The 13,864-nt window shown below is 71.9% G+C and carries 16 protein-coding genes; 12 read left to right on the top strand and 4 right to left on the bottom strand.

The window, feature by feature from the left end; genetic code table 11:
* Positions 1–104: 104 nt before the first annotated feature.
* The 4 genes from ispG to ACFU53_RS20535 all read left to right on the top strand — a co-directional run bounded on the left by ispG (position 105) and on the right by ACFU53_RS20535 (position 4,797).
* Positions 105–1,262, top strand: coding sequence for a flavodoxin-dependent (E)-4-hydroxy-3-methylbut-2-enyl-diphosphate synthase (ispG, locus tag ACFU53_RS20550; RefSeq protein ID WP_383994114.1), 1,158 nt, complete (start codon positions 105–107; stop codon positions 1,260–1,262).
* 223 nt (positions 1,263–1,485) lie between these two features.
* Positions 1,486–2,340 (top strand): GNAT family N-acetyltransferase, encoded by an 855-nt coding sequence (locus tag ACFU53_RS20545; RefSeq protein ID WP_383994111.1) that lies wholly within the window; start codon positions 1,486–1,488, stop codon positions 2,338–2,340.
* 120 nt (positions 2,341–2,460) lie between these two features.
* The gene (locus tag ACFU53_RS20540) at positions 2,461–2,991 is read left to right on the top strand and encodes a GNAT family N-acetyltransferase (RefSeq protein ID WP_383994108.1); all 531 of its coding nucleotides are present in this window, start codon (positions 2,461–2,463) and stop codon (positions 2,989–2,991) included.
* 99 nt (positions 2,992–3,090) lie between these two features.
* On the top strand, positions 3,091–4,797 hold the full coding sequence (locus ACFU53_RS20535; protein ID WP_383994105.1) for a proline--tRNA ligase: 1,707 nt from the start codon (positions 3,091–3,093) through the stop codon (positions 4,795–4,797).
* A 40-nt stretch (positions 4,798–4,837) separates the two neighbouring features.
* Here the strand turns inward: ACFU53_RS20535 and ACFU53_RS20530 are convergent, their stop codons facing one another.
* Positions 4,838–5,272: a hypothetical protein gene (locus tag ACFU53_RS20530; RefSeq protein ID WP_383994102.1), complete on the bottom strand. Its 435-nt coding sequence runs from the start codon at positions 5,270–5,272 to the stop codon at positions 4,838–4,840.
* A 48-nt stretch (positions 5,273–5,320) separates the two neighbouring features.
* On the opposite strand from ACFU53_RS20530, the gene ACFU53_RS20525 reads away from it, so the two are divergent.
* Genes ACFU53_RS20525 through ACFU53_RS20510 form a run of 4 tightly spaced genes read left to right on the top strand, consistent with a single transcriptional unit; the run spans position 5,321 to position 8,331 of the window.
* Positions 5,321–6,292: an FAD:protein FMN transferase gene (locus ACFU53_RS20525; RefSeq protein ID WP_383994100.1), complete on the top strand. Its 972-nt coding sequence runs from the start codon at positions 5,321–5,323 to the stop codon at positions 6,290–6,292.
* On the top strand, positions 6,289–6,870 hold the full coding sequence (locus tag ACFU53_RS20520; protein ID WP_383994097.1) for a ferric reductase-like transmembrane domain-containing protein: 582 nt from the start codon (positions 6,289–6,291) through the stop codon (positions 6,868–6,870). Before ACFU53_RS20525 ends, ACFU53_RS20520 begins: the two co-directional genes overlap by 4 nt.
* Positions 6,867–8,114 carry an NADH-ubiquinone oxidoreductase-F iron-sulfur binding region domain-containing protein gene (locus ACFU53_RS20515; RefSeq protein WP_383994094.1) on the top strand — a complete coding sequence of 416 codons (1,248 nt, stop codon included), beginning with the start codon at positions 6,867–6,869 and terminating at the stop codon, positions 8,112–8,114. The genes ACFU53_RS20520 and ACFU53_RS20515 overlap by 4 nt, the downstream gene beginning before the upstream one ends.
* Positions 8,115–8,118: 4 nt before the next feature.
* A complete protein-coding gene (locus tag ACFU53_RS20510; protein WP_383994091.1) occupies positions 8,119–8,331 on the top strand; it encodes a ferredoxin in 213 nt (70 codons plus the stop codon).
* A gap of 109 nt (positions 8,332–8,440) precedes the next feature.
* Here the strand turns inward: ACFU53_RS20510 and ACFU53_RS20505 are convergent, their stop codons facing one another.
* From ACFU53_RS20505 to ACFU53_RS20495, 3 genes are read right to left on the bottom strand one after another with little or no spacing between them, the layout of a single operon-like run.
* Complete coding sequence (locus tag ACFU53_RS20505; RefSeq protein ID WP_383994088.1) at positions 8,441–9,373, bottom strand: aminoglycoside phosphotransferase family protein; 933 nt, start codon at positions 9,371–9,373, stop codon at positions 8,441–8,443.
* 28 nt (positions 9,374–9,401) lie between these two features.
* Positions 9,402–9,857 carry a ferritin-like domain-containing protein gene (locus tag ACFU53_RS20500; RefSeq protein ID WP_383994085.1) on the bottom strand — a complete coding sequence of 152 codons (456 nt, stop codon included), beginning with the start codon at positions 9,855–9,857 and terminating at the stop codon, positions 9,402–9,404.
* The gene (locus ACFU53_RS20495; protein WP_383994083.1) at positions 9,854–10,438 is read right to left on the bottom strand and encodes a hypothetical protein; all 585 of its coding nucleotides are present in this window, start codon (positions 10,436–10,438) and stop codon (positions 9,854–9,856) included. The genes ACFU53_RS20500 and ACFU53_RS20495 overlap by 4 nt, the downstream gene beginning before the upstream one ends.
* A 278-nt stretch (positions 10,439–10,716) precedes the next feature.
* Between ACFU53_RS20495 and rimP the strand changes: the two genes are divergently transcribed.
* From rimP to ACFU53_RS20475, 4 genes are all read left to right on the top strand, one after another.
* Positions 10,717–11,226 carry a ribosome maturation factor RimP gene (gene rimP / locus ACFU53_RS20490; RefSeq protein ID WP_383994080.1) on the top strand — a complete coding sequence of 170 codons (510 nt, stop codon included), beginning with the start codon at positions 10,717–10,719 and terminating at the stop codon, positions 11,224–11,226.
* 2 nt (positions 11,227–11,228) lie between these two features.
* A complete protein-coding gene (nusA, locus tag ACFU53_RS20485) occupies positions 11,229–12,215 on the top strand; it encodes a transcription termination factor NusA (protein ID WP_383994077.1) in 987 nt (328 codons plus the stop codon).
* Between the two features lie 149 nt (positions 12,216–12,364).
* Complete coding sequence (locus tag ACFU53_RS20480) at positions 12,365–12,661, top strand: YlxR family protein (RefSeq protein ID WP_383994075.1); 297 nt, start codon at positions 12,365–12,367, stop codon at positions 12,659–12,661.
* A gap of 147 nt (positions 12,662–12,808) precedes the next feature.
* Positions 12,809–13,864 (top strand): translation initiation factor IF-2 N-terminal domain-containing protein (locus ACFU53_RS20475; protein ID WP_383994072.1); only part of this gene is annotated, 1,056 nt, incomplete at its 3' end.

Raw genomic sequence — 13,864 nt, 5'->3', positions numbered from 1 at the left:
AGGTGGGGGAGTGCTCGGGCCCCCGCCTGTGCCGTAATCTCGAAGCCTGGAGCCCGCCCGTACCGGGACCCGATCCTGATCCACAACTTGGGGTTGCACAGCAGATGACTGCGATTTCTCTCGGCATGCCGTCCGTTCCGACCAAGCTCGCCGAGCGCCGGAAGAGCCGGCAGATCCAGGTCGGGTCCGTGGCGGTCGGCGGAGACGCGCCGGTGTCGGTCCAGTCGATGACCACCACGCGTACGTCGGACATAGGCGCCACGCTGCAGCAGATCGCCGAGCTGACGGCCTCCGGCTGCCAGATCGTCCGCGTCGCCTGCCCCACGCAGGACGACGCCGACGCCCTCCCGGTGATCGCCCGCAAGTCGCAGATCCCGGTCATCGCCGACATCCACTTCCAGCCGAAGTACGTCTTCGCCGCCATCGAGGCCGGCTGCGCCGCGGTCCGCGTCAACCCCGGCAACATCAAGCAGTTCGACGACAAGGTCAAGGAGATCGCCAAGGCGGCGGCCGACCACGGCACCCCGATCCGCATCGGCGTCAACGCCGGCTCCCTGGACCGCCGCCTCCTGCAGAAGTACGGCAAGGCCACCCCCGAGGCGCTGGTCGAGTCCGCCCTCTGGGAGGCCTCCCTCTTCGAGGAGCACGGCTTCCGGGACATCAAGATCTCGGTCAAGCACAACGACCCGGTCGTCATGGTCAACGCCTACCGCCAGCTGGCCGCCCAGTGCGACTACCCCCTCCACCTCGGCGTCACTGAGGCGGGCCCCGCCTTCCAGGGCACCATCAAGTCGGCGGTGGCCTTCGGCGCGCTGCTCTCCGAGGGCATCGGCGACACGATCCGGGTGTCGCTGTCGGCCCCGCCGGTGGAGGAGATCAAGGTCGGCAACCAGATCCTGGAGTCGCTGAATCTGAAGCCGCGCCGCCTCGAAATCGTCTCCTGCCCCTCCTGCGGCCGCGCCCAGGTCGACGTCTACAAGCTCGCCGAAGAGGTCACCGCCGGACTCACCGGCATGGAGGTCCCGCTGCGCGTGGCCGTCATGGGATGCGTCGTCAACGGCCCCGGCGAGGCCCGCGAGGCCGACCTCGGCGTCGCCTCAGGCAACGGCAAGGGCCAGATCTTCGTCAAGGGCGAGGTCATCAAGACCGTCCCCGAGTCCAAGATCGTCGAGACCCTCATCGAAGAGGCCATGAAGATCGCCGAACAGATGGAGGCGGAGGGCATCGCCTCGGGCGAACCGACGGTGGCGGTAGCAGGCTGATCAGGCCGCGCTTCCTGAGGACCGGCGCCCCTTGAGGGGCCGCAGGCCCCCTCAAGGGGCGCGGGGAACTGCGCGACAAGCCACAACGCACCCGCACCCGCCAAAGCACGGTAGCCCCCGAGCTGTAAGGGGCTCGGCCGTGGCGCAGCCACAGGGCGACCGGCACAGCCCGGCAGGGTATCGTGCGGAGACCACCGCAGACCCCAGGGTGAGGCCCCCGCACGTGTTGACCCAGACCACCACCAGGGTCCTCGAACCGAGTGACCTGGACGCCGCACTCGCCGTCCTGGACCGAGACCCCGTCGCGAACGCCTTCGTGACCTCCCGCGTCCAGGTCGCCGGCCTGGACCCCTGGCGGCTCGGCGGCGAGATGTGGGGCTGGTACGAGGACGGCGCCCTGACCTCCCTCTGCTACGCCGGCGCCAACCTCGTCCCCATCTGCGCCACCCCCCGCGCCGTGCGCGCCTTCGCCGACCGCGCCCGCCGGGCCGGCCGCCGCTGTTCCTCGGTCGTCGGCCCCGCCGAACCCACCGCCCAGCTCTGGCGGCTGCTCGAACCCAGCTGGGGCCCGGCCCGCGAGGTCCGCTCCCGCCAGCCCCTCATGGTCACCGACCGGCTGCCCGACCCCGCCGACGTCGCCCCCGACCCGTACGTCCGCCGGATCCGCAAGGACGAGCTGGACGCGATCATGCCGGCCTGTGTCGCGATGTTCACCGAGGAGGTCGGCGTCTCCCCGCTGGCCGGCGACGGCGGCCTCCTCTACCAGGCCCGAGTCGCCGAACTCGTGGGCTCCGGCCGCTCCTTCGCCCGCCTCGCCCCCGACGGCCGCGTCGTCTTCAAGGCCGAGATCGGCGCGGCGACCCCCCACGCCTGCCAGATCCAGGGCGTCTGGGTGGCCCCCGAATACCGAGGCCAGGGCCTGGCCGCCCCCGGCATGGCAGCGGTCCTCCGCTACGCCCTCGCCGACGTGGCCCCGCTGGTCAGCCTCTACGTCAACGACTTCAACACGGCGGCGAGGCGCACGTACCAAAGGGTGGGCTTCCAGGAGGTAGGCGCGTTCATGAGCGTGCTGTTCTGAGGTGCACTTCCTGGCCGCCGGGCAAGGAACGCGCCCTATAGGGCCGCGGGAATCTGCGCGACCAGCCACATACAACCCGCACCCCGCAGACACCACGAACCCCCCTGTAGAGTCCGCAACATGGACCTCGTCATCGGCCCCTTGGACCTCTCCACCCACGTAGACGAGGCCCTAGCCGTCCAAGCCGTCGCCTTCGGCCTGGGCCCCGACGAGGTGGCGGTCCGCCGCCAGATCGTCCTCCGCCACATGACCTACCCCGGCGCCCGTGCCCTTGGCGCCACCACCGCCGGACGGCTCGTCGGCTTCGTCTACGGCATGCCCAACGACCGCACCCACTGGTGGTCCACCGTCGTGGAGCCCTACCTCCGCGCCCTCAACCACGAGCACTGGCTGGACGACTCCTTCGTGATCACAGAACTGCACGTCCACCCCCGCCACCAGAACCACGGCGTCGGCCGCGCTCTGATCACCACCATCACCGACAGCGCGGCCGAACCACGGTCGATCCTCTCCGCGATCGACGTCGACAGCCCGGCCCGCGGCCTGTACCGCTCCCTCGGCTACACGGACCTGGCCCGCCAGGTCGTCTTCCCCAGCGCCCCCAAGCCGTACGCGGTGATGGGCGCCCCCCTGCCCCTGCGCCGCAGGTAGCCGCCGTCCCACCCCCTGCCACCACCGCCGGATTTCCACGGGCCCCCGCCGCCCGGCTAACCTCAGGCCATCAACCGATCCGGCAGGAGTACGAGAACCATGGCGAACGCACCGGTCCAGCGCATGTCCCAGTTGATGGCGAAGACGCTGCGCGACGACCCGGCGGACGCCGAGGTGCTCAGCCACAAGCTCCTCGTCCGCGCCGGCTACGTCCGCCGCACGGCGGCCGGCGTGTGGACCTGGCTGCCGCTCGGCAAGAAGGTCCTCGCCAACGTGGAGCGCATCGTCCGCGAGGAGATGGACGCGATCGGCGCCCAGGAGGTGCTGCTCCCCGCGCTGCTGCCGAAGGAGCCGTACGAGGCGACGGGCCGCTGGGACGAGTACGGCCCGGAGCTGTTCCGCCTGAAGGACCGCAAGGGCGGCGACTACCTTCTCGGCCCCACCCACGAGGAGATCTTCACGCTGATCGTGAAGGACCAGGCGTCCTCCTACAAGGACCTGCCGGTGATCCTCTACCAGATCCAGACCAAGTTCCGTGACGAGGCCCGCCCCCGTGCCGGCATCCTGCGCGGCCGCGAGTTCCTGATGAAGGACTCGTACTCCTTCGACACCGAGGACGAGGGCCTGGCCCACTCGTACGCACTGCACCGCCAGGCCTACCAGCAGGTGTTCGAGCGTCTGGGCCTCGACTACCGCATCTGCGCGGCGACAGCGGGCGCGATGGGCGGCTCGAAGTCGGAGGAGTTCCTGGCCCCGGCCGGCGCCGGCGAGGACACCTTCGCGGACTGCCCCGCCTGCGACTTCGCGGCCAACACCGAGGCGATCACGTACGAGTTGAAGCCGGTGGACGCCGAGGGTGTGCCCGCTCTCGAAGAGATCCCGACGCCGGACACCCCGACCATCGAGACCCTCGCCGCCCACCTGGGCGTCCCGGCCTCCGCCACCCTCAAGAACCTCCTCGTCAAGGTCGACGGCGAGATCGTCGCCGTCGGAGTCCCCGGCGACCGCGAGGTCGACATGGGCAAGGTCGAGGCGCACTTCGCCCCGGCCGTCGTCGAGATGGTCACCGAGACGGACTTCGCCGGCCGTCCCGACCTGGTCCGCGGCTATGTCGGCCCGCAGGGCCTGGGCGAGAAGGTCACGTACATCGCCGACCCGAGGGTGGCGCCGGGCACCGCCTGGATCACCGGCGCCAACAAGGCCGGCACACACGCCAGGAACGTCGTCGCGGGCCGTGACTTCGAGGTCGGCGAGTACGTCGACGTCGTGGTCGTCCAGGAGGGCGACTCCTGCCCGAACTGCGGCACCGGCCTCAGGATGGACCGCGCCATCGAGATCGGCCACATCTTCCAGCTCGGCCGCAAGTACGCCGACGCCCTCAAGCTCGACGTCCTCGGCCGGCACGGCAAACCGGTCCGCGTCACCATGGGCTCGTACGGCATCGGCGTCTCCCGCGCGGTCGCGGCCCTCGCCGAGCAGTCCGCCGACGACAAGGGCCTGTGCTGGCCCGCCGAGGTCGCCCCGGCCGATGTGCACGTCGTCGCCGCGGGCAAGGCCCTCCAGACCGAACTGGCCCTCGACGTCTCCGAGAAGCTGCGGGCGGCCGGCCTCCGCGTTCTGGTCGACGACCGCGCCGGTGTCTCCCCGGGCGTGAAGTTCACCGACTCCGAGCTGATCGGCGTACCGAAGATCCTGGTCGCCGGCCGTCGCTCCGCCGAGGGCGTCCTGGAGCTGAAGGACCGCCGCACCGGTGAGCGCGAGGAGCTGACGGTGGATGAGGCGATCGCCCGCCTGACCGCCGCCTAAAGAAAACCCTCAGAATGTTCTCCGGGGGCCTATAGGTACCTCACAGGTTTCTCTCAGACCGTTCCCCGACCGTAGGGCGTGACAGAACGTCACTACGGAGGGGAACGGTCATGGCGACCAGTGAAAAGGGTGCCGTCGCGGGAATCCGCAGAGGCGCCCGGCGCGCGGCGGCCACCGCGGCGGCGGTGACGCTTGCGGCGGCGGCCGGCATGTTCGCGCTGATCGGCACGATGCAGGCGGACACGGACACCAACGCGAGCGGCAGCGGCACGAGTTCGACATCGTCGAGCACGGACAGCGGCACGAGTTCGAGCAGCGACAGCGGCACCGGCACCGGTAGCAGCACGGACACGTCGTCGGATTCCTCGTCCTTGACCTCCTCGTCGTCGTCAAATTCCTCCTCTTCCTCGGACAGTTCGAGCGACTCCTCCGCCTCCGACTCCTCCGCGGACCTCCAGTCCTCCTCCGACGGCATGACGTCCTCCTCGGACGACTCCGCGGACTCGACCTCGGGGGCGTCGTGATGACCGTGTCCACGACCTCCCGCCCCACTGCCGCCACGGACTGGCGGGCCCTCGGTACGAGCGTCCGCCTGGTCACCACCGACCCGGCCCTGCTCGACTCCTGCAATCTGCTCCTGGCCCGCCACCTGGCCGAGGTCGACGCCGCGTGCAGCCGTTTCCGCCAGGACTCGGAGCTGTCGGCGCTGAACGCGGCCGAAGGCCGACCCGTGAAGGTCAGCCCGCTGCTGGCCGAGGCCCTGACAGTGGCCCTGCGCGCCGCCCGCGCCACGGACGGCGCGGTGGACCCCACGGTCGGCTCGGCGATGGAGGCCCTCGGCTACGACCGGGACTTCACCCTGGTCCAGGAGGACGACCGCCCCGTGCGGCTGTCGGTCAAGCGGGTGCCGGGCTGGAGCCTGGTCGAACTGGACCGCGCCACGAACACGGTGACCCTCCCGCCCGGTGTCAGCCTGGACCTGGGTGCCACGGCCAAGGCCTGGGCGGCCGACAAGGCGGCCAGGACCCTGGCCCGGACAGCAGACTGCGGCATCCTCGTCAGCCTCGGCGGCGACACGGCCGTCGCGGGCGAACCCCCGGCCGGCGGTTGGCGCATCCGCGTCCAGGACGAGACGGCCCCGGTCGACGAACTCCCCGAGCACGGCTCGTACGCCACGGTCGGCATCCGCAGCGGCGGCCTCGCCACCTCCGGTACCACCGCCCGCCGCTGGCGCCGCGGTGACCACCATCTTCACCACATAGTCGACCCCCGCACGGGTCAGTCCGCCGCCACCCCCTGGCGCACCGTCTCGGTAGCCGCCTCCACCTGCGCCGACGCCAACGCCGCCACCACCGCCGCCCTGGTCAAGGGCGAGACCGCACCCCGCTGGCTCTCCCGCCTGGGGCTCCCGGCCCGACTGGTCACCCACGAGGGCACGGTCGTCACAACACCGGGCTGGCCGTCCGCCACTCCGAAAGCCGAGCCCACCGCATGAGCGACGAGATCCTCTGGTACGCCAACAGAGCCACCGGCGCCGTCTGTCTGGTCCTCTTCACCGTCGTCGTCCTCCTCGGCATCGCGGTGCGGCTCCGCGCCCGCATCCCCGGCCTGCCCCGCTTCGGCACGGTCTCCCTCCACCGCACCCTCTCCCTCTCCGCCACCGCATTCCTGGTCCTGCACATCGCGGCCGCCGTCGTCGACGACTACGTGGACATCAGCCTCGTCGACACGTTCATCCCCTTCGTCTCCGACTACCAGCCCCTCTGGCTCGGCCTCGGCACGGTCGCCCTCGACCTGATGCTCGGCGTCCTGATCACCAGCCTCCTCCGGGCCCGCGTCGGCCACCGCACCTGGCGGGCCGTGCACTGGCTGGCGTACGCGTCCTGGCCGTTCGCCCTGGTCCACGGCATCGGCATCGGCACGGACAACGGCACCGCCTGGATGCTCTGGCTCACGGTCGCCTGCGTCGCCGCGGTGCTCGCCGCCTTCGCCCTGCGCGCCGCCCACGCCGTACGAGACTCCCGCCGCACCCCCGCCACCCTGCTCCGCACGGCCGAAGGAGCCCGCCCGTGACCACCACGACCGCACCCAACGCCCCGACCGTCCTCTCCGACCTCCACATGTCACCCCGTCTGCTGGCCCCCGGCGGAACCCCGGCCGACCACCCCACCCACGAACAGCGCTACGGCCCCCTCACCGCCCTCACCCCCGCCGACCTGCTCCGCGTGACCGCCGAGTCCGGCCTCACCGGCCGTGGCGGCGCCGCCTTCCCCACGTACCGCAAGCTCGCCTCCGTCGCCGATGCGGGCCGCCGCACCGGCCGCGCCCCGGTGGTCGTCGCCAACGGCTCCGAGGGAGAACCCGCCGGCGCCAAGGACAAGACGCTGCTGCGGCTGTCACCCCACCTCGTCCTGGACGGCCTCCGCCTGGCCGCCGAGGCGACCGGCGCGGCCGAGGCGTACCTCGCGGTCGAGGAGGACGCGGTACACCTGGAAGCGGCGATGGCCGAACGCCGCGACCGCGACCCCATCCCCGTACGGGTCGTCCGCGTCCCCAAGCGTTTCCTGTCCGGCGAGTCCTCGGCCCTCACCCAGCACATCAACGGCCACGCCGCCCTGCCCCGTCACCAGAACCCCCCGGTCCGCGAACAGGGCGTGCACCGCGCCCCCACCCTCGTACAGAACGTCGAGACCCTCGCCCACCTGGCCCTGATCGCCCGCTACGGCGCCGACTGGTACCGCTCGGCAGGCACCCCCGGCGAACCCGGCAGCGTCCTGTGCACCCTGCACGCCCCGGGCCACACCCCCCGAGTCGTGGAGGCCCCCTACGGGCTCCCCCTGCACCGCCTGCTCCCCCTCCACGGCACGAGCGCGATCCTGATCGGCGGCTACCACGGCACCTGGATCCCGACCCACCAGGCCGCTCAACTCACCCTCAGCACAGCGAACTTGGGCGCCGGAATCCTCGCCGTCCTCCCCGCCGACCGTTGCGGCCTCGCCGAGACCGCCCGGGTCCTGCGCTACCTCGCCCTCCAGTCGGCGGGCCAGTGCGGGCCCTGCCTCAACGGCCTGCCCCGCATCGCCGCCGCCTTCCAGACCCTGGCCGCCCCAGGCCCCCAGGGCACCACCCGCGACGACATCGCTCGCTGGGCCGGCCTGGTGGAAGGCCGAGGCGTCTGCCACCACCCCGACGGCACCGTCCGCCTGGTCCGCAGCGCCCTGACCACGTTCGCCCCCGAACTCGACGCCCACGCCCACGGCCACTGCACGGCCACCGACCACACGCCCGTCCTGCCCGTCCCCGAGCCCCGGAGCTGACGCCATGACCACCCCCACGGCCCCGACCCTCGACATCGACTGGACCGCCTGCCAGGGTCATGGCCTCTGCGCGGAACTCCTGCCGGACCATATGACCCTGGACGAATGGGGCTACCCGGTCTTCGAGAAGGGCCCCGTCCCGCGCGCCGCCCTGAAACGAGCGAAGCGAGCAGCGGCCGACTGCCCGGTCCTGGCTCTGAAACTGGGGTCCCACTAGGGGGGTGGGGCTGTATCGATGTGCGGCTCCGCCGCGTGGGCGTGACCAGCCACGAACGACCGTCACCGTCCGAACGCACCCGGCCGAGTCAGCTCTTCATCCGCACCGGTCAAAGCCACCCGGCGAACTCAAGCAACAACTCCGCATCCCGAGGCCGCCCAACCCTCCGCGCCCGCACCCCCGACTCCACGGCCCGGAACAACGTCCACCCCCGCAACCGCTCCTGATCCACATCCAACGACTCGGCCAGTTTCTTCACCCGCCGCCGAGTGATCGCCGCTCCCGAAGGCGACGCGATCAAATCCTCGACCCGATCCCGCACCAGCCGAGCCAGATCGAACGCACACTCACCCACCACCGGATCCGGCCCCACGGCCAGCCACGGCAACCGCTCCCCGGCCAGCACCTTGCTCTGCCGAAACGTCCCGTGCAGCAACCGCTCCTCAGGCGCAGCGACAAGCAACTCCTCCCGCGCGGCAAGGGCGGCGTCGACCAGCGCCTCGGCCTCCCCGTCCCCGGCGGAGCCGAACCGCATCAGCTCGGCCTGCCGCCCCGTCCGCTCGGCCACGGTCTCGAAGACATGCGCCTCGGGCGGCTCGGCCCACAGCCGCCGCAACGTCGCCGCGGCCTCCAGCAGCGCCTTCGCCTCCGGCAGCGACCGCACCGACAGATCGGGATGCAGCCGCTCCAGCAGCAGCACGCCATGACTGTCCCCGGGGTTGAGCAACTGCACCGCGCCCCGCCCGTCCCAGTGCGCGAGAGCCGCCCGCTCGCTCTCCGGCCGGGCCCGCTGGGGCGCCAGCTTGAGCACGGCGGGGGTGCCGTCGATCAGCCGTACGAGGAGCACCAGACTGCTGCGGCCGCCGGGCGCCTGCACCCGCTCGACGGTCAACTCGCGTAGATCGACGGCCCGTTGGAGAAGCTCGGGAAGCCTTTCCAGCCACTCGCCGATCCCGTCACCGCCGTCCGGCCGCCGTGTCTCGGCGAGCGCTCGCACCAGCCGCTGCGGCGGTTCGAAGTCCTCGAAAGCCATGCGAGCCATGTGCGAGTCGTTCCCTTCCGGACCGTGATCAGGTGTGCGGTGTCGCCGACGGGCCGGCAGCGGCCGTCCGCTCGGCGAGACCAGGGAAGGCTACGCTTCCGCCCCGCCACCGCACCGCCCGCACCGCCGCTTCCCGCAGCGCCTCGGCCGCCGTGCCGCGTCGGTCGCCCTCGGATGCCCGGACGAGATCGGAGTACACGCCGGCCACCCCCTCCTCCAGCTCGGCGGCGAGCCGTACGGCGGAGTCGGAATCGGTCACCTGGAAGGGCAGCTCGTACCCGGCCGCCGCCGCGGCGGGTTTGCCGCCCAGGTCCCGCACGGCCCGGGTGAGTTCGTCCCGGCGGGCCCGGTGCGCGTCGTACGCCTCCCGGGCCTCGCTCTGCCGGGCCTCGCCGATCTTCCCGCCGACGACGCCGTACCCGTACACGGCGGCGTGCTCGGCCCCGAGTGCCGCCTGGACCGCCTTCAGCTCCCCGCTGCTCACTTCGCCCCCTCCGTCAACAAGTACGTGTGCCCGGCCCCCGCCGCCGCCACCGAAGCCATCAGCCGCGCCACCTCGCCCGGCACCTCCAGCAACGCCTTGGCCCGCCTGTCGGCGAGACTCCGCTCGGCGGCGGCCAGCTCGGCGAGGGCGGCCCTGGGGTCCTCCGGCACGGGGGAGGGGGACGCCGAGGCGGAAGGCGAGCCGGACGAAGAAGCGGACGAAGAAGCGGACGGAGAAGCGGACGGCGTATCCGCACCAGTACCAGCACCAGTACCCGCGCCCGTACCCTTCCCGCCCCCGAACGCCCGGGCATGCCGTACGACCTCCGCCCGCAGCGGCGTCAGCAGCGCGGCCAGGTCCGGATGCGCGGCGATCACGGTGTCGTACCGCTCCACGAGGCCCCCGCTGTCCTTCGCCACCCGGGCCCGCGCCTTCTCCACCACCGAAGGACTCCCCCCGGCGGTATCCGACCCCTCACCCCCCGCCGAACACCCCACCAGCAGGCCCGCGCTCGCGGCCCCGACAAGCAGACTCCTTCTTCGCGGCCCCGAAGGGGTACGCGACGGCACGGTGAACGACACGGCAGACGTCCTCGGGGGGTCGTACGAACAAAGAAGCGGTGTGATCACGGTACCTGTGATCGAGCCTCAGCCCCGATAGGGGCGCGGGGAACCGCGCGACAAGCCCCCCACGCACCCCGCACGCGCCCAAATGGCGGCACCCGCGGGCCGGTGGGCGCGCCCCCACGCACCCCCACGCACAGGAACCGCATGGACGGCAACACCCCAGCGGAGCGGCTACCCTTTGACCTGACACGCGCCCTACCCACAACAGCACACGCGGCCGAGGAGTCACCCGGATGAGCACCACCCAGAGCGAGAGGCTGCGAGAACTGCTGGAACCGCTCGTACGCTCCCAGGGCCTGGATCTCGAAGAGATCGCAGTGGACTCGGTCGGACGCAAGCGGGTGCTGCGCGTGGTCGTCGACTCGGACGAGGGCGCGGATCTGGACGCGGTCGCAGACGTCAGCCGCGCGCTCTCGGCCAAGCTGGACGAGACGGACGCGATGGGCCAGGCGGAGTACACGCTGGAAGTCGGGACGCCGGGCGCCGAGCGCGCCCTCACCGAGCACCGCCACTACCGCCGCGCCGTCGACCGACTGGTGAAGTTCACGCTCCGCGAGGACGGGGAACTGATCGCCAGAATCCTGACCGTGGACGACGACGGCCTCGACCTCGAAGTGCCCGGCGTGAAGGGCCGCAAGGCCACCACCCGCCGGCTCGCCTTCGACGAGATCGACAAGGCCCGCGTCCAGGTCGAGTTCAACCGCAAGGACAAGAAGGACATGACGGAAGAGGAGGAGGCGTAGCCGTGGACATCGACATGAGCGCCCTGCGGGGCTTGGTACGGGAGAAGGAGATCTCCTTCGACCTGCTCGTCGAGGCGATCGAGGCGGCCCTCCTCATCGCCTACCACCGCACCGAGGGAAGCCGCCGTCACGCGCGCGTGGAGCTCAACCGGGAGACCGGCCATGTGACCGTGTGGGCGAAGGAGGACCCCGAGGACCTGGAGGAGGGGCAGGAGGCGCGCGCGTTCGACGACACCCCGTCGGACTTCGGGCGCATCGCCGCCACCACCGCCAAGCAGGTGATCCTGCAGCGCCTGCGGGACGCGGAGGACGACGCGACGCTCGGTGAGTACGCGGGGCGCGAGGGCGACATCGTCACCGGTGTGGTCCAGCAGGGCCGCGACCCGAAGAACGTGCTCGTCGACATCGGCAAGCTGGAGGCCATCCTGCCCGTGCAGGAACAGGTCCCCGGCGAGTCGTACCAGCACGGCATGCGGCTGCGGTCGTACGTCGTACGGGTGGCGAAGGGCGTGCGCGGTCCCTCCGTGACGCTCTCCCGCACGCACCCCAATCTGGTGAAGAAGCTCTTCGCGCTGGAGGTGCCGGAGATCGCCGACGGGTCCGTCGAGATCGCCGCCATCGCGCGTGAGGCTGGTCACCGTACGAAGATCGCCGTCCGCTCCACCCGCAGCGGCCTGAACGCCAAGGGCGCCTGCATCGGCCCGATGGGCGGCCGGGTGCGCAACGTCATGGGCGAGCTGAACGGCGAGAAGATCGACATCGTCGACTGGTCGGACGACCCGGCCGAGATGGTGGCGAACGCGCTCTCCCCGGCCCGGGTCTCCAAGGTCGACGTGGTGGACCTCGCGGCCCGCTCCGCGCGTGTGACGGTGCCCGACTACCAGCTGTCGCTGGCGATCGGCAAGGAGGGCCAGAACGCCCGCCTCGCCGCCCGCCTCACCGGCTGGCGGATCGACATCCGCCCGGACACCGAGCAGCCTGCGGAGTAACCACTCGATCGGACGTTCGGACTGGATCATCCGGGTGCTTCCCGGAGGCCGGGGAATAGATCCAAGCCGCAGGTCGCTTAGATCACGACAACAACCGTTCGATTTTTGCCCCGAAGGGGTGAGGTCGGTGCGGGGAGGTAGACTTAGCAGTGTCTGGCCGGACGCGTGCCCGCGCATGCCCTGAACGCACCTGTGTGGGGTGCAGGCAGCGATCGGCCAAGACGGAGCTGCTGCGCGTCGTGGCGGTCGAGGACGAATGCGTCCCCGATCCTCGCGGTACGCTGCCCGGCCGGGGTGCGTACGTTCACCCCGCCCAGGTCTGTCTCGACCTGGCGGTACGCCGCCGGGCGTTCACGCGGGCGCTGCGTGCCCCGGGAGCGCTCGACACAAAGGCGTTGCGCCGATACGTGGAGCAGACAACAGTTGCCGAGCAGGTAACACCGTAGAACGTGCCGTACGGAACCTCCGTGCGGTCCTGGTACCCCGCGAGTTGGAAGTAGGTCGAGATTGCGATGAGCACTCGATGAGCACGCGATGAGTACGCCCATGAAGTAGCGACGGTCCGGACGCACCCGGACCTAAAAAGGAGCGAAGTGGCTAAGGTCCGGGTATACGAACTCGCCAAGGAGTTCGGGGTTGAGAGCAAGGTCGTCATGGCCAAGCTCCAGGAACTCGGTGAATTCGTCCGTTCGGCGTCCTCGACGATCGAGGCGCCCGTTGTACGCAAACTGACTGACGCCCTCCAGCAGGGCAGCGGCGGCGGCAAGCCCGCCCCCCGCAAGGCCGCCCCGGCTCGTCCGGCGGCCCCCTCTCCCACGCAGGCCGCACGTCCGGCCGCCCCGCGCCCGGGTCCGGCCGCACCGAAGCCGCCCGCCGCGGAGAAGCCCGCGGCCGCGACTCCGGCCCCGGGTCCGCGCCCGCTGCCGGGTCCCAAGCCGCCGACAGCGAAGCCCGCTCCGGCCTCCCCGGCCCCGAGCGTGCCCGAGTTCCAGGCACCCCCGTCGGCTCCGGCCGCCGCGTCCGCCCCGTCCGCCCCGTCCGCCCCCCGTCCGGGTGCACGTCCCGGCCCGGGTGCTCAGCGACCGGCCGGGGGCCACGGTGGTCAGCGTCCGGGCGGTCCCGGTCAGGACCGTCAGGACCGCGGCCAGGATCGTGGCCACGACCGTGGTCAGGGGACTCGTCCCGGCGGTCAGCGTTCCGAGCGTCCGGGTGGCGCCGGTGCGCCCAAGCCGGGCGGTGCCCGTCCGGCCGGTCCGCGTCCGGGTAACAACCCCTTCACCTCCGGTGGCTCCACCGGCATGGGACGCCCGCAGGCGCCCCGTCCGGGCGGCGCGCCTCGACCTGGTGGCCCCGGTGGCGCCCAGGGCGGCGGTCCGCGTCCGCAGGCTCCCGGCCAGGCTCCCCGTCCGCAGGGCGGTCCCGGTGGCGCTCCGCGTCCCCAGGGCGGTCCCGGCGGTGCCCGTCCCACTCCGGGCGGCATGCCCCGTCCGCAGGGTGGCGGCCCCCGTCCCGGTGGCGGCCCCGGCGGCAACCGTCCTAACCCCGGCATGATGCCGCAGCGTCCGGCTGCCGGCCCGCGTCCCGGCGGCGGTGGCCCCGGCGGCCGCGGTCCCGGTGGCGGCGGCGGTCGTCCCGGTGGTCCCGGTGGC

Source organism: Streptomyces sp. NPDC057474 (assembly GCF_042802555.1).
Taxonomy (GTDB): Bacteria; Actinomycetota; Actinomycetes; order Streptomycetales; family Streptomycetaceae; genus Streptomyces.
This window is presented reverse-complemented; position numbering and strand designations above follow the sequence as displayed.

Coding starts and splice junctions, on each gene's coding strand:
- ispG (WP_383994114.1), top strand. CDS start 105: ATGACTGCGATTTCTCTCGGCATGCCGTCCGTTCCGACCAAGCTCGCC.
- ACFU53_RS20540 (WP_383994108.1), top strand. CDS start 2,461: ATGGACCTCGTCATCGGCCCCTTGGACCTCTCCACCCACGTAGACGAG.
- ACFU53_RS20535 (WP_383994105.1), top strand. CDS start 3,091: ATGGCGAACGCACCGGTCCAGCGCATGTCCCAGTTGATGGCGAAGACG.
- ACFU53_RS20530 (WP_383994102.1), bottom strand. CDS start 5,272: ATGCCGTCGGAGGAGGACTGGAGGTCCGCGGAGGAGTCGGAGGCGGAG.
- ACFU53_RS20525 (WP_383994100.1), top strand. CDS start 5,321: ATGACCGTGTCCACGACCTCCCGCCCCACTGCCGCCACGGACTGGCGG.
- ACFU53_RS20520 (WP_383994097.1), top strand. CDS start 6,289: ATGAGCGACGAGATCCTCTGGTACGCCAACAGAGCCACCGGCGCCGTC.
- ACFU53_RS20510 (WP_383994091.1), top strand. CDS start 8,119: ATGACCACCCCCACGGCCCCGACCCTCGACATCGACTGGACCGCCTGC.
- ACFU53_RS20505 (WP_383994088.1), bottom strand. CDS start 9,373: ATGGCTCGCATGGCTTTCGAGGACTTCGAACCGCCGCAGCGGCTGGTG.
- rimP (WP_383994080.1), top strand. CDS start 10,717: ATGAGCACCACCCAGAGCGAGAGGCTGCGAGAACTGCTGGAACCGCTC.